Annotated in this window: 18 protein-coding genes; 3 read left to right on the forward strand and 15 right to left on the reverse strand. The window is 62.3% G+C overall.

The features are described from left to right. Window positions 1-180: 180 nt before the first annotated feature. From Q8L25_RS25615 to pstS, 10 genes are all read right to left on the reverse strand, one after another. Window positions 181-1080, reverse strand: coding sequence for an NAD-dependent epimerase/dehydratase family protein (locus Q8L25_RS25615; RefSeq protein WP_308922081.1), 900 nt, complete (start codon window positions 1078-1080; stop codon window positions 181-183). A 109-nt stretch (window positions 1081-1189) separates the two neighbouring features. After that, window positions 1190-3124: an ATP-dependent helicase gene (locus Q8L25_RS25620; RefSeq protein WP_308922082.1), complete on the reverse strand. Its 1935-nt coding sequence runs from the start codon at window positions 3122-3124 to the stop codon at window positions 1190-1192. Window positions 3125-3171: 47 nt separating this feature from the next. After that, window positions 3172-4377, reverse strand: a complete 1206-nt coding sequence (gene senA, locus Q8L25_RS25625) for a selenoneine synthase SenA (protein ID WP_308922083.1) — start codon at window positions 4375-4377, stop codon at window positions 3172-3174. Between the two features lie 32 nt (window positions 4378-4409). Then, a complete protein-coding gene (gene phoR, locus Q8L25_RS25630) occupies window positions 4410-5723 on the reverse strand; it encodes a phosphate regulon sensor histidine kinase PhoR (protein WP_308922084.1) in 1314 nt (437 codons plus the stop codon). A gap of 209 nt (window positions 5724-5932) precedes the next feature. Further along, window positions 5933-6622 carry a response regulator gene (locus Q8L25_RS25635; protein WP_034755074.1) on the reverse strand — a complete coding sequence of 230 codons (690 nt, stop codon included), beginning with the start codon at window positions 6620-6622 and terminating at the stop codon, window positions 5933-5935. A 5-nt stretch (window positions 6623-6627) separates the two neighbouring features. Next, window positions 6628-7338, reverse strand: coding sequence for a phosphate signaling complex protein PhoU (gene phoU / locus Q8L25_RS25640; RefSeq protein ID WP_308922085.1), 711 nt, complete (start codon window positions 7336-7338; stop codon window positions 6628-6630). 55 nt (window positions 7339-7393) lie between these two features. Next, window positions 7394-8176, reverse strand: coding sequence for a phosphate ABC transporter ATP-binding protein PstB (gene pstB, locus Q8L25_RS25645; RefSeq protein ID WP_374694202.1), 783 nt, complete (start codon window positions 8174-8176; stop codon window positions 7394-7396). Window positions 8177-8236: 60 nt separating this feature from the next. Beyond that, a complete protein-coding gene (gene pstA, locus Q8L25_RS25650) occupies window positions 8237-9124 on the reverse strand; it encodes a phosphate ABC transporter permease PstA (RefSeq protein ID WP_308922087.1) in 888 nt (295 codons plus the stop codon). Beyond that, window positions 9121-10092, reverse strand: a complete 972-nt coding sequence (gene pstC / locus Q8L25_RS25655) for a phosphate ABC transporter permease subunit PstC (protein WP_308922088.1) — start codon at window positions 10090-10092, stop codon at window positions 9121-9123. The genes pstA and pstC overlap by 4 nt, the downstream gene beginning before the upstream one ends. Before the next feature lie 214 nt (window positions 10093-10306). Further along, window positions 10307-11356 carry a phosphate ABC transporter substrate-binding protein PstS gene (gene pstS, locus Q8L25_RS25660; RefSeq protein WP_308922089.1) on the reverse strand — a complete coding sequence of 350 codons (1050 nt, stop codon included), beginning with the start codon at window positions 11354-11356 and terminating at the stop codon, window positions 10307-10309. 290 nt (window positions 11357-11646) lie between these two features. Between pstS and ppk1 the strand changes: the two genes are divergently transcribed. From ppk1 to Q8L25_RS25675, 3 genes are all read left to right on the forward strand, one after another. Next, a complete protein-coding gene (ppk1, locus tag Q8L25_RS25665) occupies window positions 11647-13737 on the forward strand; it encodes a polyphosphate kinase 1 (RefSeq protein WP_308922090.1) in 2091 nt (696 codons plus the stop codon). 40 nt (window positions 13738-13777) lie between these two features. After that, window positions 13778-14236 (forward strand): phosphohistidine phosphatase SixA, encoded by a 459-nt coding sequence (sixA, locus tag Q8L25_RS25670; protein WP_308922091.1) that lies wholly within the window; start codon window positions 13778-13780, stop codon window positions 14234-14236. A gap of 158 nt (window positions 14237-14394) precedes the next feature. Beyond that, complete coding sequence (locus Q8L25_RS25675) at window positions 14395-14520, forward strand: hypothetical protein (protein ID WP_308922092.1); 126 nt, start codon at window positions 14395-14397, stop codon at window positions 14518-14520. A 65-nt stretch (window positions 14521-14585) separates the two neighbouring features. Here Q8L25_RS25675 and Q8L25_RS25680 read toward each other — a convergent pair whose 3' ends face one another. The 5 genes from Q8L25_RS25680 to Q8L25_RS25700 form a co-directional block, all read right to left on the reverse strand. After that, the gene (locus Q8L25_RS25680; protein ID WP_308922093.1) at window positions 14586-15659 is read right to left on the reverse strand and encodes a polyamine ABC transporter substrate-binding protein; all 1074 of its coding nucleotides are present in this window, start codon (window positions 15657-15659) and stop codon (window positions 14586-14588) included. Between the two features lie 143 nt (window positions 15660-15802). Further along, window positions 15803-18409, reverse strand: coding sequence for an ATP-dependent chaperone ClpB (gene clpB, locus Q8L25_RS25685; RefSeq protein WP_308922094.1), 2607 nt, complete (start codon window positions 18407-18409; stop codon window positions 15803-15805). A gap of 107 nt (window positions 18410-18516) precedes the next feature. Further along, window positions 18517-18984: a molybdenum cofactor biosynthesis protein MoaE gene (locus Q8L25_RS25690; protein ID WP_308922095.1), complete on the reverse strand. Its 468-nt coding sequence runs from the start codon at window positions 18982-18984 to the stop codon at window positions 18517-18519. Next, window positions 18981-21563, reverse strand: coding sequence for a DUF349 domain-containing protein (locus Q8L25_RS25695; protein WP_308922096.1), 2583 nt, complete (start codon window positions 21561-21563; stop codon window positions 18981-18983). Before Q8L25_RS25695 ends, Q8L25_RS25690 begins: the two co-directional genes overlap by 4 nt. A 127-nt stretch (window positions 21564-21690) precedes the next feature. Then, window positions 21691-22356: a hypothetical protein gene (locus Q8L25_RS25700; RefSeq protein ID WP_308922097.1), complete on the reverse strand. Its 666-nt coding sequence runs from the start codon at window positions 22354-22356 to the stop codon at window positions 21691-21693. Window positions 22357-22466: the final 110 nt, after the last annotated feature.

A 22466-nucleotide genomic window follows, 5' to 3' on the forward strand; every position in this document is an offset into this window, starting at 1 on the left:
TTCGCCAAAGGCAACGATCAAACAGGTGCTACGCCAAATCGCTTGCCTCGGAGCTACCTGACGCGCAAAGGCGAAGGCGAGCCTGGTGTAAAAACCATCCGGCTCGGGTTGAAGGATCTACGCGTGGCCGTCAAGATGATGCGCGCCATGCGAAGAGTGGGGCAAGGATAGCGTTGCGTATCACGTGGTGGGCTTGAGCATATCGTGGGCGATCCAATCGAGCACGGTCGGTCCCGCCGGCTTCCAGCCCAGTGCACGGGCCCGTTCGCCACGCACGCGGCTATTGGAACCGAGTCCATACGAGGCCATTTCATAACCCCATTCGGCAATCGCTTCCGGCAACGGCCAGTCCTGCGCCGGCCCCAGCTGCAGGGCCTCGGCGATGGCCGCCGTCATGTCGCGGAACGCGGCTTCGCCGGACTCGACAAAGTAAAAGGTGCCGGCCGGCGATTTTTCCAGCGCCAGAAGATACAAGGCCACGACGTCATCGATATGCACATTCGACCAGACATTGCGGCCCGGCCCCACATGGCGCACGATGCCGCTCTTGCGCGCCTGCTTGAGCAAACGCGGCAGTTGTACGCTGTCGCGCGGCAGGGCGCCGTGGCCGTAGATCAAGGTATTGCACAGCACGCTGGCGCGCACGCCTTGCGTGGCGCTGGCCAATACCAGGTCGTCGATGGCGACGCGGGCCGCCTTGTCGGCGGTCGGCTGCGGCAGTTTGTCTTCGTAGTAGAGTTGCTCGCTGCCCTCGCCGCCCGAAGCATCGCCGACAATCGACGAGCCGCTGGTGTGCAGATAGGGTTTGTTGCTGCCGGCCAGCGCTTCGATGATCGCTTCCACGGCGCCGCGATGGTCGCTGCTGGCGGCGTTGATGACGGCATCGGCCGCCCTCGCCTGTTCGATGATCAGCTCACGGTCGTTGAGGGTGCCGAGCACGCCCTGCACGCCGATGCCGGCCAGTTCGGCCAGTTGTTCCGGTTTGCGCACCAGTCCGGTCACACTGTGGCCGGCGGCAACCAATCCCCTTGCGATGGAACTGCCGATAAAACCCGCCGCACCTGTCAGAAATACTTTCATGGTTTGCTCCTTGTTTGCTGTCTATCAGAGCAGGCAAGTATGCGCCGCATGCGCTGGCGCAAACAGCCTTGGCGCGGCAAATGATTTATGCATGCGCCGCAACAATGCCTCAGGTCTTGCCTTTCGCCAGCGGCAGCACGGCGATATAGCGGCTTTGATAGGCGGGGTCCTGCGGCGTCAAGATCGTCAGCCGGTCGCGCGCGCGGGTGGCCGCCACATAAAACCGGTTTTCTTCTTCCAGCGGATCGGTCTTGCTGCGCGGGAATTCGTCGACCGCCAGGTAGGGCAGGATCACGTGGTTGTATTCCAGGCCCTTGATCTGGTCGATGCAGGCGATCACCAGCCTGGCCTTGCCGGTCGATACCATCACGGCCTCTTCCATTTCCCCCAGCCAGCCGGCAAAACCACCCAGCGCCACACCCGCTTCCGTGCACACGGCAATAAAACCGTGCAGCGAGCGCGCCACCACCCTTGCCTGGGCGGGATCGACATAGATGCGGCGCGCCGTCTGTTCCAGTTGCAGCATGGCAAACACATGCTGCAAGGCGGGGCCGGCAGGCGCATCGGCCGGCTGGGTGCGCAGGTACTCGACGGCGGCCAGGGTCAGGGCCGCCTTGTCCTGGTTGACCGACTTGGCCAGCTGGTTGGTCAGAAAGCCTTCCAGCAACTCCGGATAATTCGCCACGTCGGCCTTGGCCTGCTGCAGTTCGGCGCGCGTAAACGGGATTTCCGCAAACGCCACCAGGGCTTCGAGGATCTCGCCGCGGCGCGGACCGCTCTTGATCGCATGCAAGTCCATGCGGGCGATGGCAACCATGCCGCGCAGCATCAGCACTTCCTGGTTCAACAGATAGCTGTTCATGTCGACCAGGCCATAGGCGATGCCGCTCTGGAACAGTGCCGTTTCCACGCGGATCGCCTGGTCGCGGTCGCGCAGCAAAATCGCCGTGGTGCCCGCATGCGCATGCTCGAGCGCGGCGATCAGCTGGGCGCTGCAGGCTTGCGGCTGGGTATGGTCATAGTGCAGCACCTCGACCGGCGTGCCGCGTGTCAGGGCCGACACGCTGGGCTTGTTCTTCAGCGCGCCGACGGCCTGCGCCAGCTGCGTGCCGTAGCGGTAGGACGCCGTCAGCGGCATGCGCTGCAAGGCGGGGAATTCCTGCTCGAAACGCTGGCGCAGGAAGCGGTGGTCGGCGCCCGACCAGGTATAGATCACCTGGTCCTTGTCGCCGGCGCCGCAGAAAAACGCGTTACCGCGCCGTATCAGCATGGTCAGCAGGCGGAACGACGCCTCGTTCAGGTCGTGCAGTTCATCGGCGACGATAATTTGATAGGCCGGCAACTGCTGGCGCAGCGGTTCGTCGCCGCCCAGCATGCGCACCAGGTCGTAGGTGGCGTCGAACGGCGCGCGGAACTGGATCTCGCCCGTATCGGCGCCGCGCAAGCCCTCGTATTCGCGCAGCCACAGATAATGCGTGCGCGACATGCCCAGCATCTCGAGATTGTCTTCCAGCGTATTGCTGTCGAAATCGGGCGCGTCAAAATCGAGCCGGGCCTTGGTGCGCAGCTGCAGCTTCAGGAACTCGGCGATCGCCGCATTGGTGGTGTTGATTTCGAGCGGATAGCGGTGGGCGTACTTTTCCGACACCACCTCCAGCGCTTCCCAGGCCATCGGCCGCAGTTCCTCGTTGCTGCGTATCGACGCCACCTGCATGCCTTCCATCTGCCGCAAGACGTTGGTTGCAAAGGTGTCGAAGGTATCGATCGTCAGGCGCTTGACCACGCCCAGCGGCACGCCGATCTCGAGCAGGCGCTGGCGCAGGGCCACCCGCGCCGCTTCCGTAAAGACCAGTGCCAGCATGCGCTCGGGCGGACGGCCGCGGTGCAGCGCTTCGGCCAGGCGCAGCGCCAGGGTGGTGGTTTTCGCGGCGCCGGCGTTGGCGTCGATCAGCACGACTTTTTTTTGCGCCGTCTGGATCGCCAGCTGTTCTGGCGTGGGCGTGATGCGCTTGGGAACAAATTGTGCGGCGTTATCTATACTCAAAAGAAATCCTGTGTGATGGTGTGCTGGCCGGCGTGAACGTGTGACCGTTACCAGGAACAGGTGCGCAGGCCGGTAAAACCCTCACCGCGTTCCGGCGCCTGGAAGGCGCGCATGCGCGGCGAGACAAGCCGGGGCGGCGTGGCAAACGAGGCGCCGCGCAGGACCTGGTGGTGCATGAAGTGTGGCGCCGAATATTCGCGCCAGGCAGCGGGCACGAAACCCGGATACGGTTCGAACGGCGTCGCCGTCCACTCCCACACCTGGCCCCACTGGAACAGCGGGTGGCCGGACGTCGCAGCATACTCCCATTCGGCCTCGGTCGCCAGGCGGCGCCCGATCCAGGCGCAATACGCTTGCGCCTCGTACAGATTGATGTGACGCACGGCTTCCTGCGGCGGCAAGATGGCCGGCTGGCCGAAACGCCGGGTACGCCACTGCAGCGCGTCGCGCTGCCAGTACAAGGGCGAGGACCGCTCCTGGCGCATCAGCCAGGCGCTGCCGGCCGCGCTCCAGAACTGGCGGTTCTGGTAGCCGCCATCCTGCACGAAATCGGCAAACTGGGCGTTCGTGACGGGCGCGCTGTCAATGGCAAACGGCGGCACGTAACAGGCTTGCGGCGGAGACTCATTGTCAAACGCAAAGCCCGCAGCGTGCGGCGAGCCCAGCTCGATGCTGGCGCCGGGAAATGCGATCTGGCCGCCGCTGGTTGCCGCCGGGCTGCTATCGAGCAGGCTGGCGGGCGCCTGCACGCCCAGCCACTGCAAGCCGGCCAGCATGGCTTCGCCGCACAGGTCTTCATGGGCCAGCGCCAGCCGGTACGGATACAGGGCGCTGTCGCGATTGGCCACGCGCGACAGCTTGTCGAGCACGCGGTCCAGCACTTCATGGGCATACATCCTGACCGCGCCGGTGCCCGGCAGTTCCAGGCTCCAGCGCGCGCGGTGCGCCACCAGATTGGCGTCGAACAGGTCGTCGCCACGGCTCAAGAGGCCGTTGTACACGGCATCGACCGGATGGCTGCTCGGCGCTTCGCGCAGGATGAACCATTCGGCAAACCAGGCGATATTGCCCAGTTGCCAGAGCGGTGGCAGCAGATGGGGTTCTTGCGGCAGGCGCGCGGCCACGTCGTAGCCCGCCTCCGCATAGCGGTCGAACAGCGCCAGCGTCTGCCGGCGCGCCGCGGTCAAGGCTTGCGCCAGTTGCTGGGCGCTGGCGTGGCGAAAAGAGGCATTTGAAGCAATTGGTAGGGTCATGGCTGATTGTAACGACTTTTGCCAGAACCTCCCTACTTGACCAGCAACTCCCCCTGCAGCGGACTGACGACGGACTTGGGCATGCTGACGATAAAGCTGCTGCCCTTGTCCGCTTCGGACTGGATCGCCAGGGTGCTGCCGTGGCGCAGCAGCACGTGCTTGACGATGGCCAGGCCCAGGCCCGTGCCCTGGGTTTCGCGCGAGCGACTCTTGTCGACGCGGTAGAAGCGCTCGGTCAGGCGCGAAATATGCTCCTGGCTGATGCCGATGCCGGTATCTTGCGCGATGAACTGCGGACCGGCCGGGCCGTCCTGCCAGCGCAAGGTGATGGTGCCGCCGGCCGGCGTGTAGCGCACGGCGTTCGAGGCCAGGTTGCCGAAGGCGCTGTACAGCTCGTCGTAACTGCCGAGCACGTCCGGGCCCTTGTATTCCAGCCTGATGTCATGCTTGCCACCCGACAAAGCTTTCGCATCGCGCGCCACCTGCTGCATCAGTTTCTTGACGTCCACCGGTTCGGGCCGCAGCGGGTAGTCGACCGATTCCAGGCGCGACAGGGTCAGCATGTCCTCGATCAGATGCTGCATGCGGTGGCCCTGCTCCGTCATCAGCTTGATGTGGGCCGCGCGCGTGGTGGCGTCCAGGTCGAGCTCGGTGGCAATTTCCAGGAAGCCCACGATCACCGTCAGCGGCGTGCGCAGCTCGTGCGAGGCGTTGGCGATAAAGTCGCGCCGCATGCGTTCCAGGCGTTCGGTTTCCGTCACGTCGTGGGTGACGAGGATCTGGCGGCGGTTTTCAAACGGGATGATCTGCACGATCAGCTTGCGGTTGCGGAAGGTGATCGTCAGCGGCTGGTCGTAGCGTCCCAGGATGATGTAATCCATGAACTCGGGGCTGCGGATCAGATTGGTCACGCGCATGCCCTTGTCGCGTTCATGCGTCAGGCCCAGGTGTTTCTCGGCGGCCGGGTTGCACCATTCGAGGAACAGCACGTCGTCCATGATGACCACGCCATCGGGCAACAGATGCATGGCCTGGCGGAAACGCGCCAGCCATTCGGTCAGTTCGGTCTGGTTTTTCTCGTCGTCGCGGCGCATGCGGTACAGGCGCGCGAAAATGCTGGTCCAGGCGCCCCAGCCGTCGGGCAGCTTGGCGCTTTCCGGATTGTCCAGCCAGTTACTGAGCTGGAACAGATACGACAGCTGTACGAATACCATCATCGCCATCAGCACAAAGGCGATGCCCAGCGCGTAAGTGGCGCCGAACAGATACCACACCACGGCCACGCCCACCAGCGCCAGCGCCATGCGCAGCGCGGCGGGTACCCAGAACAGCAATTTCGGATTCATATGAGACAGGCTTAAAAAAGGCTGTTAAAAGGCTAATGCCGTTTATTGAGTTAGCTTCCCGGCTGCGCCAGCACACCACAAAGCATATAAAACGCCAGTCCTCAGCACAGGCGTTCCGGGCCAAGCGAGCCTGAGAAAACGCCGATGGCGGCGTTATTATGCCTTGTTACGTGGAACAGCTTGATAACGGCATTACTATAAAAAACGCTTTATTTTTCAGACAACATGTAGCCAACGCTGCGCACGGTCTTGATCAGGCTTTCGGCCTCCTTCAAGGCTTTGCGCAAGCGCAATACGTGGACATCGACCGTGCGTTCCTCGATCACCACATGGTCGCCCCACACCTTGTCGAGCAGCTGGCTGCGCGAAAACACGCGCTCGGGGTGGGCCAGCAGGAATTTCAGCAGCTTGTATTCGGCATGGCCGATATCGATCTTCTGTTCATCCATCATGACGGTGCAGCTGACGGGGTCGAGCGCCACGTTGCCGGCGCGCATAGGCGCCTGCGCGTGTTCCGGACTCTTGCGGCGCAACAGCGCCTTGGCGCGCGCCAGCAGCTCGCGCGGCGAAAACGGCTTGGTGACGTAATCGTCGGCGCCGCTGTTGAGGCCAGCCAGCTTGTCTTCTTCCATGCTCTTGGCGGTGAGCATGATGACGGGAATGGCGGCGAAATTACGGTCGGCGCGGATGCGCGACAGCAAACGCAGCCCCGTCTGGTCCGGCAACATCCAGTCGAGCAGGATCAGGTGCGGGGTGCGGTGCTGGATGAATTCCCAAGCATCGGCGACATTTTGTACAGAACAGCAATTCCAGCCGGACTCGCGCAGCGAATAGGTCACCAGTTCAACGATGGCCGGCTCATCTTCTACAATCAATACCGTGGTTTTATCAGATGCCATAAATCTTACTCAGGGAGCTCCTCGGAAATGGCAGGGGCAGCCGATTTGGTGTGGCGGATGTCCTTGCCGTCCACCACGTAAATCACGTACTCGGCGATGTTTTTCGCATGGTCGCCGATCCGTTCGATGGCCTTGGCCACCCACAGGGTATCGAGCGCCGCCGAGATCGTGCGCGGGTCTTCCATCATAAACGTAATCAGGTTGCGCATGATAGAGCGAAATTCATGATCGATGATGGCGTCCTGTGCAATCAGGGCCAGCGCCTGCTGGCCATCGTTGCGCGCGAACGCGTCGAGCGCGTCATGCAACATGTCGGTGGCCGTATTGGCGACGCCGCGCACCATCTCGTAATGGTTGACGACGGCGTTGCCGCGCTTGTGCAAATTTTTTGCCACGCGGGCAATTTTGGTCGCTTCATCGCCCACGCGCTCGAGATCGGTAATGATCTTGATGGTGGCCATGATGGTGCGCAGGTCGTTGGCGGTCGGCTGACGGCGCACGATCAGGTGGCTGCAAGCGTCGTCGAGCGACACTTCGAGCTGGTTGACGACGTCGTCTTCGCGGATCACGCGGTCGGCGCGCTCCGGATTGCCGATGCGAAAGCAGGTCATCGCATCGAGGAACTGGGTTTCAACGATGCCGCCCATCAGGAGCACTTTCGAGCGGATCGCTTCGAGTTCGTTGTCGTATTGCTTGGATGAGTGTTCGCCTAACATGCTGTCTGTCTCCGTATTCAGTAATGGTATGCCGGTGTGCCGTTTGCGGGGCGAATCAGCCGAAGCGGCCGGTAATGTAATCCTGGGTTTCCTTGCGGGCCGGATTCATGAAGATCTGGTCCGTCTCGCCGAATTCCACCAGCTCGCCCAGGTACATATAAGCCGTGTAGTCCGAGCAGCGCGCCGCCTGCTGCATATTATGGGTCACGATGGCGATCGTGTAATCCTGTTTCAGTTCGCTGATCAGTTCTTCCACTTTCGAGGTCGAGATCGGATCCAGCGCCGAGGTCGGTTCATCGAGCAGCAGCACGTCCGGTTTCACCGCCACGCCGCGCGCGATGCACAGGCGCTGCTGCTGGCCGCCCGACAGCGACAGGCCGCTCTTGGTCAGCTTGTCCTTCACTTCGCCCCACAGCGCGGCCTTTTTCAGGGCCCATTCAACGCGCTCGTCCATCTCGCCTTTCGACAGGTCTTCATACAGGCGCACGCCGAAGGCGATATTGTCATAGACCGACATCGGGAACGGCGTCGGCTTCTGGAACACCATGCCGACCTTGGCGCGCAGCATGTTGACGTCCTGGTCGGCGTCGAGCACGTTGCGGCCGCGGTACAGGATAGTCCCTTCGGCGCGCTGGCCCGGATACAGGTCATACATGCGGTTCAGGGTGCGCAGCAGGGTCGACTTGCCGCAGCCCGACGGGCCGATAAAGGCCGTAACCTTCTTTTCATGGATGTCGAGATTGACGTTGTGCAGGCTCTGGGTCTTACCGTAGAAAAAGTTCAGGCCCGAAATCTCGATGGTTTTCTTTTTTGGCGCCAGTTCTTGGGCAGGATTCATTTGGGTATTCATGATTTCGCTTCGCTGTAATGAGCTGATAACGGCTGATAGTGATGATATTTAATTAGGAACTTTTTGGCTGAACACGGTACGCGACAGGATGTTCAGGGCCAGTACGCTGAAGGTGATCAGCAGTGCGCCACCCCAGGCCAGCGAGCGCCAGTTGTCGTACGGGCTCATGGCAAACGAGGCGATCACGGACGGCAGGTTGGCCATCGGCGCGTTCATGTTGAAGCTCTGGAACTGGTTGTTCAGGGCCGTGAACAGCAGCGGCGCGGTTTCGCCGGCGATACGGGCCAGGGCCAGCAGCACGCCGGTGATCACGCCGGCCTTCACCGCACGCAGACGCACCAGGGTGGCAACCTTCCAGCGCGGCGCACCGAGGGCAAATGCGGCTTCGAGCAGGCTGTTCGGCACCAGGCGCAGCATGTTGTCGGTGGTACGCACGACCACCGGCACGGCGATCAGCGACAGCGCGATGGCGCCGGCATAACCCGAGAAGTGTTTGACATGCGCCACATACAGGGCATACACGAACAGGCCGATCACGATCGATGGCGCCGACAGCATGATGTCGGTGACGAAACGCGTCACTTGCGCCAGCTTGTTTTCTTCGCCGTATTCGGCCAGGTAGATGCCGGCAAAGATGCCGATCGGGGTGCTGACCAGGGTCGCCAGGCCGACCATCAGGCCGCTGCCGACGATGGCATTGATCAGGCCGCCACCTTCGCTGCCGGGGGCCGGCGTGGTATTGGTGAACAGGTCGATCGACAGTGCGCCGAAACCCTTGATGATCAGGGTGATCAGGATCCATACCAGTACCGTCAGGCCCAGGGCCATGGCGGCCACCGACAGGGCGATGCCGATACGGTGCATCAGCAGGCGCTTGCGGTAGACCGGGTTCATGGCCGGCTTGGCCGGAACGTCGAGAGTGCTAACTTGGCTCATTTTGTGCCTTCTTTGCGGGACATGCCAGCCAGCATCAGCTTGGCGGCGGACAGGACGATAAAGGTGATGACAAACAGGATCAGTGCCAGCGAGAACAGCGAGGAGACGTGCAGTGCCGACTGCGCTTCGCCGAATTCATTGGCCAGCAGGGAGGTGATGCTGTTACCGGCGGCGAACAGCGACCACGACAGCTTGTTGGCGTTACCGATCACGAAGGTGACGGCCATGGTTTCGCCGAGCGCGCGGCCCAGGCCCAGCATGACGCCGCCGACCACGCCGGTCTTGGTGTAAGGCAGCACGATCTTGCGCACCACTTCCCAGCGCGTGCAGCCCAGGCCGTAAGCCGATTCTTTCAGCACGGCCGGCACGATCTCGAACACGTCGCGCATCACCGAAGCGATGAAGGGAATGATCATGATGGCCAGCACCAGGCCGGCGGTCAGCAGGCCGATACCCATCATCGGACCGCTGAACAGCGGGCCGATCAGGGGCACGTTGCCCAGCGTGGCTTTCAGCACCGGCTGCACGTAGTCGGCAAACAGGGGAGCGAACACGAACAGGCCCCAGATGCCGTAGATAATCGACGGCACGCCGGCCAGCAGTTCGACAGCCGTGCCCAGCGGGCGGCGCAGCCAGGCCGGGCAGATTTCGGTCAGGAACAGGGCGATGCCGAAGCTGACAGGAAAGGCGATCAGCAGGGCGATCACGGAGGTGACCAACGTACCGATGATGGGGATCAGGGCGCCATACTGGTCATTGACCGGGTCCCATTCGGCGGAAAAGATGAAGTGCAGGCCAAAGGTCTTGAAGGCCGGTATCGATTCGAGGATCAGCGAAATGATGATGCCGACCAGGACGACCAGCACCGACAGGGCGAACAGCATCGTCACCTTGTGGAACAGGAAGTCCTGCATGCGCTGCTTGCGCATGGTCGACAGCAATGCCGCCTGGCTGAGGGAATCGGTCATGGTGCCGCCTGGCATGGGGATCGTGGAGGAGTTGGATTGTGCGCTCATATTGGGCCATGTGTGGTGTTACTGACGGTACAGCTGAATGCCTGTTTTTTACTCGTTTAGCCGGGAGCGCCTGCCTTGCAATGCAGGGCGGGCGGTCCTGGCTAACTCCCTGCCCCGCCGCTGGCGCGGCGAAGCAAGGATGGGACGTTATGGTAACGCTGTCAGATTAGTAGATTGCCTTGCCCGATGCATCTTTCAGGTTGGCTTTCCACGATTCCTGCACCAGTTTCACGACCGATGCCGGCATTGGCACGTAGTCCAGTTCAACGGCGGCGGCGCCACCGTTTTTGTAGGCCCAGTCGAAGAATTTCAGGACTTCCTTGCCCTTGGCTGCATCAGCCTGGGTTTTGTGCATCAGGATGAACGACACGCCGGTGATTGGCCAGCTGTTTTTGCCAGCCTGGTCGGTCAGTACCACGCCGAAGCCTGGTGTCTGGGTCCATGGTGCCGAAGCAGCAGCTGCCTTGAAGTTTTCGTCGTCAGGCTGCAGGAAGTTGCCGTCCTTGTTTTGCAGCTGGGTGTGCGACATATTGTTTTTCTTGGCGTAAGCCCACTCGACGTAGCCGATCGAACCCTTGATACGCTGCACGTTGGCGGCGACGCCTTCGTTACCCTTGCCGCCCACGCCCACGGCCCATTTCACAGCCGAACCGGCGCCGATTTTCGATTTGAATTCCGGGTTGGTTTTCGACAGGAAGTCGGTGAACAGGAACGACGTGCCCGAACCGTCGGCGCGGTGCACCACGGTGATTTCCGTGTCCGGCAGCTTGACGCCGGTGTTCAGCGCGGCGATTTCCGGCGCGCTCCATTTGGTGATCTTGCCCAGGTAGATGTCGGCGACAACCTTGCCGGTCATTTTCAGCTGGCCAGGTTTCACGCCGTCCAGGTTGACGATGGTGACCACGCCGCCCATGATGGCCGGGAATTGCATCAGGCCGGCTTCTTCCAGCTCTTCTGCCTTCAACGGCATGTCGGACGCGCCGAATTCAACGGTCTTGGCCTTGATTTGCTTGATGCCTGCGCCGGAACCCACGGATTGATAGTTCAGGCCGTTGCCCGTGCTGGCTTTGTAGGTCTCGGCCCATTTGGCGTAGATCGGGTACGGGAAGGTTGCACCAGCACCTGTCATATCTGCCGCCATGACGGAAGCGGAAGAAAATGCCATCGCTGCCGAAGCACCCACGACGATAAATTTGAACATTTGCTTCATTTGCATATCAAGTCCTCAGGTTATTACAAGGTTGTTGGGGCCTCATGCCCCGGTGAATGCTGTGCAGTCTAGCAAGCGAATGTGACAGCTTTATGACATGCCTGGAATTTGTTGAAATATTTGCCTACGCCCCGCAAAACGCCTTTTTTGACGCGCTTCATGACATGCCCGAGAGCGCTTTATGACAGCTTGTGTCACGGTCTCGTCATATTTCATCATTACACTCTTGATACGTCATCATCATGTCAACGCGCCCGAATACGGCTAGAATTAACTATCTGTAAAGTTAGAAGAATATGAAACCTGAACTGCACACGGAAGTGACCAAATCGGGCATCCTGCTTGACCGGGAATTGTCGCAACTGACCTTCAACCGGCGCGTGATGGCGCAGGCCGAAGATCCGAATATTCCCTTGCTCGAACGCCTGCGCTATCTGTGCATCGTCAGCAGTAACATGGATGAGTTCTTCGAAGTGCGCGTGGCCAGCCTGCTGGCGGCCGGCAGCATCGGCGGCACCCTGGCCGGCCACCCTGCCCTGGCCGCCAATCTGCAGCGCATCGACAAGGAGTGCCATGCGCTGGTGGAACAGCAATACGAAATCCTCAATAACGACGTGCTGCCGGCCCTGCGCGCGGCGGGCGTGCATTTGCTGCGCGACCACGACCGCAACGAGGCGCAGCGCGCCTGGGTCAAGGATTATTTCGACCGCGAAGTGCGCCCGCTCCTGACGCCGATCGGCCTGGACCCGGCGCATCCGTTTCCACAAGTAATTAACAAGAGCCTCAATTTCATCGTCTCGCTGAGCGGAAAAGATGCATTTGGCCGCGGCACGGCGATCGCCATCGTCAAGGCGCCGCGGGTGTTGCCGCGCGTGATCAAGCTGCCGGACGAGATTTCCGACGGCGTTTCCTTCTGCTTGCTGTCTTCCGTGATCCACGCGCATATCTCGGATCTGTTCGCCGGCCGCGAAGTGATCGCCTATTCGCAGTTCCGCGTCACGCGCGACAGCGACTTGTGGGTCGACGAGGACGAAGTCAAGAACCTGCGCCAGGCCCTGAAGGGCGAACTGGTGGGCCGCCAGTTCGGCACCTCGGTACGCCTGGAAGTGGCGCGCAACTGCCCGCAGGAATTGTCGCAATTCCTGCTCGACCAGTTCAACCTCGACCAGAGCCGCCTGTACCGGGTCAACGGTCCCGTCAACCTGGTGCGTTTGTCGGAAATGATCGACCACGTCAAGCAGCCGGCCCTGCGCTTCGCGCCGTTCATCCCGGGCCAGGCGCACAAAGCCATCGGCAACGACCTGTTCGCCACCCTGGCCAAGCACGACATCCTGCTGCACCACCCGTACCAGTCGTTCCAGACCGTGATCGACTTTATCCGCAGCGCCGCCTACGACCCGGCGGTGGTGGCCATCAAGCAGACGATTTACCGCACCGGCATGAATTCGGACCTGATGGAGTCGCTGATCACGGCCGCCAAGCTGGGCAAGGAAGTGACCGTCATCGTCGAACTGATGGCGCGTTTCGACGAAGAAGCCAATATCAACTGGGCCGACAAGCTGGAACAGGCCGGCGCGCAAGTCGTCTACGGCGTGGTCGGCTTGAAAACCCATGCCAAGGTGGCCCTGGTCATCCGCCGCGAAGAAGGCGCGCTGCGCTTCTACGCCCACCTGGGCACCGGCAACTACCACCCGACCACCACCAAGCTGTACACGGACTTCGGCTTGCTGACGGCCAAGCAGGACCTGGCGGTGGAAGTCAATGAGGTCTTCATTCACCTCACCAGCCTGACCAAGCCGCACAACCTGAACCACCTGTGGCTGGCGCCGTTCGGCCTGCAAAGCGAGATCATCAAGGCCATCCGCAACGAGGCCAAGATCGCCCGATCGGGCCGCCGTGGCCGCATCATCGTCAAGATCAATGCGCTGGTCGATGAATCGGTGATCCGCGCCCTGTATGCGGCCTCGACCGACGGCGTGAAGATCGACCTGATCGTGCGCGGCGCCTGCACCCTGAAGCCTGGCGTGCCTGGCCTGTCGGAAAACATCAAGGTGCGTTCGGTGATCGGCCGCTTCCTGGAACACAGCCGCATCTATTATTTCAGGAATGATCTGGCGCACGATGTCTACCTGGCCAGCGCCGACTGGATGAGCCGCAACCTGTTCCGCCGCGTGGAAGTGGCGTTCCCGATCCTGGACCGTGCCCTGAAACGCCGCGTGATTGCCGAAGGCCTGAACCCGTATTTGAAGGATAATACGAATGCCTGGGAACTGGAACCGACCGGCCAGTACACGCGCCGCAAACCGCGTGCCAAGCAGACGCCGTTCAGCGCCCAGCAATACCTGATGCACAACCTGGGCACGCCCGCCCCGGACGTGGGCGAGTAAGCCCGCCGACAGCCACAGTCACTACCAGGAGGAAACCATCATGGATCTTATCTTGTGGCGCCATGCCGAAGCCGAACCGGGCGTGCCCGACCTGGAACGCGCGCTGACCGTCAAGGGCCAGAAACAGGCGCGCCGCATGGCCGAATGGCTGGGTTCGCAATTGCCCGACAATTGCCGCATCCTGGTCAGCCCGGCCGTGCGCACCTTGCAAACGGCCGAGGCGCTGGGCCGCAAGTTCAAGCTGATGCCGGAACTGGCGCCCGGCGCCGAAGCGGAAGATATCTTGAAGGCGGCCAACTGGCCCGGCAACAAGGAAACCGTGCTGATCGTCGGCCACCAGCCGACCCTGGGCCAGGCGGCCGCGTTGCTGCTGACGGGTGAAGTGCAGGACTGGGACATGCGCAAGGCCGGCGCCTGGTGGTTTTCGCAGCGCGAACCGGGCGATGCCCTGAGCGTCTATCTGAAGGCGGTGATGGCGCACGACCTGGTGGTGAAATAAACGTCAAGCCGGCGCAAGGCGACTGCGCAGTTTGCTTGTAAAGCGCCGGCTATCTGCTAGAGTTTAATTGCATCAACACCGCGCCGTATCAGGGTGACACCTGGCGCTGGCGCATTGAGCAACCCAGCGGACAGCCGTCCAACGGCGGCTGAAACATCATGTTGACCTTTCTTGTCTTTCTCTTTATCGCCATCTTCGCCGCCATCATCGGCTTTGTCGCCTTTGAACTGTTCGAAGAAACGCGCGGCAGCCACCACAAACTGATGGACCGCTATCACGAGTAGCGTACCCCGGTTACTATCAATGGCGCCAGTGACGGCAATCCCCGTCCCTCGCGCCATCGCTTTTTTCAGACTCCCGTTTTGAACTTGGTATAAATGCGCGTCATCAGGCGGCGGATGTCGGCCGTGATCGCTTCCGGCGCGGCCATGCGCTGCTTGTCGGCGTCCGGCAGGAAGATGGCCTTGTTCTCGGCGATATCCTTGCGCACGTATTTCAGGCTGGGCGTATTCGGATTGGCGTAGAACACCTTGTTGGTCAGGCTGGCATGCACTTGCGGACGCAGGATGTAGTTGATGAAGGCGTGCGCATTGTTCGGATGCGGCGCATCGGCGGGAATCGCCATCGTGTCGAACATCAGCGCCGCCGTTTTTGGCACCAGCACCTGGATCACATTGCCGTTCTTGGCGTCGAGCGCACGCTGGCGCGCGATATTGATGTCGCCCGACCAGCCCAGCGCCACGCAGACGGAACCGTTGGCCATGTCATTGATATAGCCCGACGAGCTGAACAGAGTCACGTAGGGACGGATCGCCTGCAGCACCTTGCCCGCTTCCTGGTAGTCGGCCGCCGTTTTCGAATACGCGGGCTTGCCCAGGTATTGCAGCGCGGCCGGCAGCACTTCGGAGGGCGAGTCGAGGAAGGAGACGCCGCACGATTTCAGCTTCGACACATATTTGGGGTCGAAGATCAGGTCCCAGGCGTTTTCCGGCATCGGCATGGTGCCGAGCGCGGCCTTGACCTTGTTGACGTTGATGCCCACCGTGGTATAGCCCCACAGCCAGTCCACCAGGTAGTCATTGTTCGGATCGATCTTGGCCAGCTTGGCCTGCAGGCTGGCGTCCAGGTTGCCGATGTTGTTCAGCTTGCTCTTGTCGAGCTTGCGCAGCAGGCCCGCATCGATCTGCAGCTTCGCCCATTGCGCCGTCGGCACCACGATGTCATAGCCCGACTTGCCCGCCACCAGTTTCGCATTGAGGATTTCGTTATTGTCGAAAACGTCGTAGCGCACCTTGATGCCGGTTTCCTTCTCAAAATTCTTGATCGTCTCGTCGCCGATATAGTCCGACCAGTTGTAGATATTCAGGACTTTTTCTTCCTGCGCATGCGCGGGCAGCGCCAGCACGGCCGCCGCCAAACTCATTCCAAGTACGATGCGTCGTCCTGCCTGCCATTTGCTTGCCATGTCCCGATCTCCAGAGTCGTCAAAAATAGGGTTGATGATAGCAACAAGGGCGCGGTCAGGTCCAGCCTGATCGCGCCCTCGCCCCCTGCTACAGGAAAGATTTATACCTTGTCGAGACCGACTTGCGCACCCGTAAACACCAGGTTGCCGCCCTGGGCATCGATATGGATCTCGTCTTTCGGCCCGAACTTGCCCTCCAGAATCAGCTTCGACAGCGGATTTTCGATCTGCTGCTGGATCGCCCGCTTCAACGGCCGCGCGCCATATACCGGATCGTAGCCCGCCTCGGCGATTTTCTGCAGCGCGGCATCGGTCAGTGCCAGGCCCATGTCCATGCGCGCCAGGCGTTCTTCGAGGATCTTCAGCTGGATCTTGGCGATCGCGCCGATATTTTTCTCGTCGAGGCCATGGAACACCACGATCTCATCGATACGGTTGACGAACTCGGGGCGGAAGTGCGAACGCACCTCGGCCATCACCGCCAGCTTCACCACGCCGGGATCATCGCTTTCCATCGCCTGGATCTTGTGCGAACCCAGGTTCGAGGTCATGATGATGACGGTGTTCTTGAAGTCCACCGTGCGGCCCTGGCCGTCCGTCATGCGGCCATCGTCGAGCACCTGCAGCAGCACGTTGAACACGTCGGCATGCGCCTTTTCCACCTCGTCGAGCAAAATCACGCTGTAGGGCTTGCGGCGCACGGCTTCCGTCAGGTAGCCACCCTCGTCGTAGCCCACATAGCCGGGTGGCGCACCGATCAGGCGGGCCACCGAGTGCTTCTCCATGAACTCGCTCATGTCGATGCGTATCATCGATTCTTCCGTATCGAACAGGAATGTCGCCAGCGCCTTGCTCAGTTCGGTCTTGCCGACACCGGTCGGCCCCAGGAACATGAAGGAGCCATACGGACGGTTCGGATCGGACAGGCCCGCGCGCGAACGGCGGATCGCATCGGCCACGGCCGTGATCGCCTCATCCTGGCCCACCACGCGCTCGTGCAGTTTCTCTTCGATATGCAGCAGCTTGTCGCGCTCGCCCTGCATCATGCGCGAGACGGGAATCCCGGTCGCGCGCGACACCACTTCGGCGATCTCTTCGGCGCCCACCTGCGTGCGCAGCAGTTTCGGCCGGTCCGACGGCACGCTGGCGGCGCCGCTGTCGGCCTGCTTGAGCTGGGCTTCCAGCTGCGGCAGCTTGCCGTACTGCAGTTCCGACACCCGCTGCCAGTTGCTCTCGCGCGTGGCCTGCTCCATCTGCAGCCTGACCTGTTCGATCTCTTCCTTGATATGCGTGCTGCCCTGCACCACGGCTTTTTCCGCCTTCAGGATTTCCTCGAAGTCGTTATATTCGCGCTGCAGCTTGACGATCTCTTCATCGATCAGGCCCAGCCGGCGCAGGGACGCCTCGTCCTTCTCTTTCTTGACGGCCTCTTTCTCGATTTTCAGCTGGATCAGCCGGCGTTCCAGGCGGTCCATCACTTCCGGCTTGGAATCGATCTCGATCTTGATCTTGGCCGCCGCCTCGTCGATCAGGTCGATGGCCTTGTCGGGCAAAAAGCGGTCGGTGATATAGCGGTGCGACAGTTCGGCAGCCGCGATAATGGCGGCGTCGGTGATCTCGACCTTGTGGTGCAGCGCGTATTTGTCCTGCAGGCCGCGCAGGATGGCGATCGTCGCCTCCACCGTCGGCTCGTCGACCAGCACCTTCTGGAAGCGGCGCTCAAGCGCGGCGTCCTTCTCGATATATTTGCGGTACTCGTCCAGAGTGGTGGCGCCCACGCAGTGCAGCTCGCCACGCGCCAGCGCCGGCTTGAGCATATTGCCGGCGTCCATCGCGCCTTCGGCCTTGCCGGCGCCAACCATGGTGTGCATCTCGTCGATAAAGACGATGCTCTGGCCTTCGTCCATCGCCAGCTCCTTCAGCACGGATTTCAGGCGTTCCTCGAATTCGCCGCGGTACTTGGCGCCGGCCAGCAGGGCCGCCATGTCGAGCGACAACACGCGCTTGCCCTTCAGCGACTCGGGCACTTCGCCATTGACGATGCGCTGCGCCAGGCCTTCGACGATGGCCGTCTTGCCGACACCGGGCTCGCCGATCAGCACCGGATTGTTCTTGGTGCGGCGCTGCAGGATCTGGATGGTGCGGCGGATCTCGTCGTCGCGGCCGATCACCGGGTCGAGTTTGCCCTTGCGCGCGCGCTCGGTCAGGTCAAGGGTGTATTTTTTCAGCGCCTCGCGCTGGCCTTCGGCCTCCTGCGAGTCGACTTTATTGCCGCCGCGTACGGCCTCGATGGCCGATTCGAGCGACTTGCGGCTCAATCCATTTTCGCGCGCCAGCTTGCCCGCGTCGGACTTGTCGTCGGCCATCGCCAGCAGCACCATTTCGCTGGAAATGAACTGGTCGCCGGCCTTTTGCGCTTCCTTGTCGGCCAGGTTCAACAATGCCGCGAATTCGCGGCTGATCTGCATATTGCCGTCGGTGCCCGAGACTTTCGGCAGGCGTTCCAGCGAAGACGTCAATGCCTTGGACAGGCCGCCGACATTCGCGCCAGCACGCTGCAACAGCGAGCGCGCGCCGCCGTCGTCCTGGTTCAGCAGGGCGGTCAGCAGGTGCACCGGTTCGATATAGGGATTGTCATTGCCCACGGCCAGGCTTTGCGCGTCGGCCAGGGCTTCCTGCAGTTTGGTGGTGAGTTTATCTTGTCGCATGATGAAAAGTGCTCCCGGTTAATTCGTTGTGAATCAAATTGGGGTGTGGCAGTACTTTTCAAGCATACACATTGCAACAAAATAATGCAGAGCGGCTGCGGGGAGAATCAAACCGGGCTGGCCGTCCATTTCGCCAGCGCGGCGTCATCGGTCACGCGGGCATCGACCCAGCGCGCGCCTTGCGGCGTGGCTTCTTTTTTCCAGAACGGCGCTTCCGTTTTCAGGTAGTCGATAATGAATTCGCAGGCGGCAAACGCCTCGCCGCGGTGGCCGGACGATACGGCCACCAGTACGATCTGCTCCTGTGGCCGCAAGGGCCCGACTCGGTGGATCACCAGCGCGCCGGCCAGCGGCCAGCGTGCCTTGGCCTGCTCGACGATGGCCAGGATCGACTTTTCCGTCATGCCCGGATAGTGCTCCAGCTCCATCGAAGCCACGTCCAGCCCCTCGTTCATGTCGCGCACGGTGCCAACGAATCCCACCACCGCACCCACCTTGGGGTCATGCGCGCGCAATTGTGCGATCTCTTGACTCAAGTCAAAATCGGCTTCCTGGATGCGAACGCCGATGCTCATTGCGCGCCACCGATGCGGCGCAGCAGCGCCTCGATGCGGCTGGCCGTGCGGGCATCGGTCAGCGCGGCGATGGCGCACAGCTGCATCAGCTGCGAGGCCTGCGTGAGCGGCTTCTGGCCCGATTTCAGCGACGACTGCAGCACTTCGACCTGCATCTTCAGGCGGTCGCGCGCGAACTCGGCGCCGCTGTCGACGCCGGCGACGATTTCCAGGCGCAGCACTTCTTCCAGCAGACGTGGCTGGTTCGCCTGCAGCCTGGCCACATAGGCGGCGCTGCCGTCACCGATGGCGGCCAGCGCGGCGGCAAAGCGCGTCTGCAGGCTGCGCTCATATTGCGCGTCCAGCGGCGGCAAGGCGCTCCAGCGTTCGGTCCAGTCCTGCGCGTCGAGCGCACCGGCCTCGGCCAGTTCCAGTTCCAGTGCCTGCACCAGGCGCAGCTTGTCGCGCATGGCGTTCGCTTGCGCGGCGCCGGCGCGCTGGGCGATGGCGTCGGCCTGCGCCTGCAGCGTGGCAATCGCATCCTGGTAGCGCTGCTCGATCTTCGCTTCGCTGGCGCGCGGCACGGGGCCGGTGGCGTTCCAGGCGGCGCGCGTGTCGCGCAGCAGCTGATTGATAAAGGCGGTGCGCTGCTTGTCGTCGCCTTCGGGCACGACGGCCGTTTCCAGTGCCGCGCACAGCGCTTCGCGCGCATGCAGGTGTTCGCGCCGCTCATGGTCGGCCGCATGCGCGGTTTCCTTGCGCCGGGCAAAGATATCGTCGCAGGCGGCGCGGAAACGCTGCCACAGGGCTTGTTCGGCGCGGCGTTCCAGCGGCAAGGCCTTGGCCAGTTCCTGCCATTTGTCCTGCAGGGCTTTCAGCATATCGACCGTATTGCGTTCGGACGGTTTCAGCAGGCCCACTTCGACGATCAGCTGTTCGCGGCGCGCCGTTTCGATCAGGCGCTGGGTGTCCAGCGGCTTCGACAAGGCGTCCAGCGCCGCGCCGAATTCGCCGTCCAGGCGTTTCTTTTCCTTGCGGTCGATGGTGCCCAGGCGCGTCCAGGCCTGGCGCAGGCGCTGCGAGTTCGATGCCACCTGTTTCCAGTCGGTGCTCTCCTGCGATGCCAGGGCGGTCGCCTCAAGGATCAGTTCCTGGGCCTTGGCCGCGTTGCCGTGGCGCTCTTCGGCCAGCTGCTTGAAATGCAGTGCCGCCGGCGCATAAGCCACCGTGCAGGCGGCGTCGAAACGCTCCCACAGCGACTTGGGCGCCGGGCCGGACAAGGTGTCGAGCGACTTCCAGCGCTCGCGCAGGCTGCCGACTTTTTTCGCCAGCTCGCTCATCGGCAGCGCTTGCGCCGGCAATTCCTCGCCCGCCTTGACCAATTCTTCGCGCGAGACGTTGCCGCCCCAGCGCGCCCAGTCGGCCAGTTGCTTGAATTGCGCGCGCACATGGGCCAGGCGGTCGGCCTGGGCCGGCGTCAGGCGGCCATGCTTGCTGTCGCGCAGAGTCTTGTCGTGCTCGGAGGCCACATGCAGCAGGCCTTCGGCCAGCGCCGCTTCCATGGCGTCGAGCGCCATGAAGAACTGCTCGGTGCTTTCTTTCGATACCGGTGCGGAATCCTGGCGTGGCTTGCGCGGCGCTGCAGGTTCACTGGCGACCGGCGCCTCGGGAACCAGCGGTGCGGGCGCCGTGGCCAGCAAGGCCTGGAATTGTTCTTGAAGACTGTCCGACAGCACCGACTCGGGCAGGCGCGGCAAGGCCTGCCATGCGCGCTTGAGCGCTGCCGGGTCCAGCGTGGCGGCGTCCTGCGCCTGCCATTCGGCCAGCGCCGCCTGGCGCGCATCGAATACGGCCTGGTGCTGCTGCAGCGCCTGCAAGGCCGTTTGCGCCTGCTCGCGCGCCTGGGCAAAATCAGCACCGAGGTGTTTCGGCAGCGAGGCGCGCTCGGGCGACTGCACATGCTGCGCATGCTCGGCATCGAGCGTCGCCAGCGCTTGGGCCAGCTCCTGCGCCGACTGGCCGCCAGCGGCCAGCTTGCGCGCAGAAGCGACCGCGTCGATCACCGCGCGCTGCAGCGCCACTTGCGCTTCCAGGCGGGCGGCCAGGCCGGCGCGCACGCTCGTGAATTGTTCGGCCAGTTCCGGCGTGGCCTTGATCACCTGCCATTGACGGTCCAGCTCGGCGACCTGGTTGGGGCTCAGTTTTTCATCGTTCAGCAAACGCTGGGCGGTGGCGATGCCGGCCTGGGCGCGCTGCGCCTCGGCCGCCTGGTGGCGGATCAGATCGATGCGGCCCTGCACCAGCTTGGCGACGCGGCGGTCGGTATTGCGCATGGCCTGATGGACTTTTTCCAGCAGCGGCAACGCGTGCACATGTTCGGCCGCGATCAGGCGGGCTTCGGCAAATTCACTGGCGATAATGAAGTCAAAGGCGGCCGCTTCATCGCCGGCCACGGCATGGGCGCGCGCCAGCTGTTCGGCGCGGCGCGATGCGCTCTGCGCCGTGGCGGCGGCCTGCTCTGCCACCACAGGATCCGGTGCGGTGGTTTTGCCGGCCTTGCCGGCCTTGCTGGCAGTACGCTTGAAGAGAAATTCGAACATGACGGGTTTCGCGTGGATCAAAACCACCATCATAACAAAGCCAGGGGCATTGCATCAGACAGCAATGAAGTAATTATCAAACTATAAACTTAAAGATTTTTCCATCAAACCAGGCCTGCCACCAGCCCTATGCCACATGATGTTGCGGTGCCGCGGCGTTGGCGCCGGCCCCGGAGTTAGCGGCCACTGCGGGTGCATGCACCGGTGCGGCAGCCGGGGCAAGCGCGGCTGGCGGTACAAAGGGCAGCACGCGCGCCTTGCTGCGGCGGTTTTCTTGCACCCGCGCATCGTGGGCCAGGAACTGGTAAGCGATGGCAAACCAGGCCTCGCCGGCGATCACCCGGCGCGCCAGGGCGAACAGCTCGCGCTCTTCCATCTCCAGCCGCGCCATCAGGGCCGCGCAAAAGCTGTCGATGGCCGCGCCCAGCTGCTCCACCTGCTGCTCCAGCTGTTCGGCGCTGTCGATGGCCGCCAGGGCGCGCCGCTGTACCACATTGACGCTTTCCAGCGCGGCATGGTTGAGCCTGTTAAGTTCCGCCAGCAGGCCATCGGCATGCGGCGTGGCCTGGCGGATCGCGGGCACCAGGTACTGGTCGACCTTGCGCCAGTAACCGAACTGATACAGGCGGTTCAGCCAGTCGCCCGCGTAGTCGAGGTGCGCCAGGCTCAGCTGGCACTGCTGGCGCTGCTGGCGCAACTGCGCATGCATATATTGCTGAAACGACAGCAAGCTGACACGGATGCTGGCCTGCTCGACCGACAAGGACACCAAAGTATATGTTGCTGTTAGCATGCACTCACTCCCTTACTCCCGATATGCCTTCGTTGACGCAGGCTGAAAGTGAAAGTGTAAGGATTGCCGACACACTCAGGCTTGATCCTGCACAAAACTGGTGCAGGCCA

The sequence above is a fragment of the Janthinobacterium sp. J1-1 genome, assembly GCF_030944405.1.
GTDB lineage: Bacteria > Pseudomonadota > Gammaproteobacteria > Burkholderiales > Burkholderiaceae_D > Janthinobacterium.